This is a genomic window from Halalkalibacterium ligniniphilum, from assembly GCF_000334155.1.
GTDB classification, from domain to species: domain Bacteria; phylum Bacillota; class Bacilli; order Bacillales; family Bacillaceae_D; genus Halalkalibacterium; species Halalkalibacterium ligniniphilum.
Genome location: NZ_ANNK01000177.1, coordinates 1 through 1531, shown reverse-complemented (window position 1 = coordinate 1531; position 1531 = coordinate 1). Strand labels below are relative to the sequence as shown.

Here is a 1531-nt window from a genome sequence, read left to right as displayed (position 1 = left end):
CCGCCCCTTCCGATACGGCTACCTTGTTACGACTTCACCCCAATCATCTGTCCCACCTTAGGCGGCTGGCTCCAAAAGGTTACCTCACCGACTTCGGGTGTTACAAACTCTCGTGGTGTGACGGGCGGTGTGTACAAGGCCCGGGAACGTATTCACCGCGGCATGCTGATCCGCGATTACTAGCAATTCCGGCTTCATGCAGGCGAGTTGCAGCCTGCAATCCGAACTGAGAATGGCTTTATGGGATTGGCTCCACCTCGCGGCTTCGCTGCCCTTTGTACCATCCATTGTAGCACGTGTGTAGCCCAGGTCATAAGGGGCATGATGATTTGACGTCATCCCCACCTTCCTCCGGTTTGTCACCGGCAGTCACCTTAGAGTGCCCAACTGAATGCTGGCAACTAAGGTCAAGGGTTGCGCTCGTTGCGGGACTTAACCCAACATCTCACGACACGAGCTGACGACAACCATGCACCACCTGTCACTTTGTCCCCCGAAGGGGAAAGCTCTGTCTCCAGAGTGGTCAAAGGATGTCAAGACCTGGTAAGGTTCTTCGCGTTGCTTCGAATTAAACCACATGCTCCACTGCTTGTGCGGGCCCCCGTCAATTCCTTTGAGTTTCAACCTTGCGGTCGTACTCCCCAGGCGGAGTGCTTAATGTGTTAACTTCGGCACTAAGGGCATCGAAACCCCTAACACCTAGCACTCATCGTTTACGGCGTGGACTACCAGGGTATCTAATCCTGTTTGCTCCCCACGCTTTCGCGCCTCAGCGTCAGTTACAGACCAGAGAGTCGCCTTCGCCACTGGTGTTCCTCCACATCTCTACGCATTTCACCGCTACACGTGGAATTCCACTCTCCTCTTCTGCACTCAAGTCTCCCAGTTTCCAATGACCCTCCACGGTTGAGCCGTGGGCTTTCACATCAGACTTAAAAGACCGCCTGCGCGCGCTTTACGCCCAATAATTCCGGACAACGCTTGCCACCTACGTATTACCGCGGCTGCTGGCACGTAGTTAGCCGTGGCTTTCTCGTTAGGTACCGTCAAGGTACCGCCCTTTCGAACGGTACGTGTTCTTCCCTAACAACAGAACTTTACAATCCGAAGACCTTCATCGTTCACGCGGCGTTGCTCCGTCAGACTTTCGTCCATTGCGGAAGATTCCCTACTGCTGCCTCCCGTAGGAGTCTGGGCCGTGTCTCAGTCCCAGTGTGGCCGATCACCCTCTCAGGTCGGCTACGCATCGTCGCCTTGGTAAGCCGTTACCTTACCAACTAGCTAATGCGCCGCGGGCCCATCTCGTAGTGTTAGCAGAACCAACTTTTATCCTTTCTCCATGCGGAGAAAGAAATCATCCGGTATTAGCACCGATTTCTCGGTGTTATCCCAGTCTACGAGGCAGGTTGCCCACGTGTTACTCACCCGTCCGCCGCTAACCTCCAGGAGCAAGCTCCCTTTGGTCCGCTCGACTTGCATGTATTAGGCACGCCGCCAGCGTTCGTCCTGAGCCAGGATCAAACTCTCCGAA

General features: G+C 54.9%; 1 rRNA gene. It reads right to left on the bottom strand.

Going from position 1 to position 1531, the window contains the following annotated elements:
- Nucleotides 1-1531, bottom strand: a 16S ribosomal RNA gene (locus BLT_RS0121005); the annotation flags it as partial.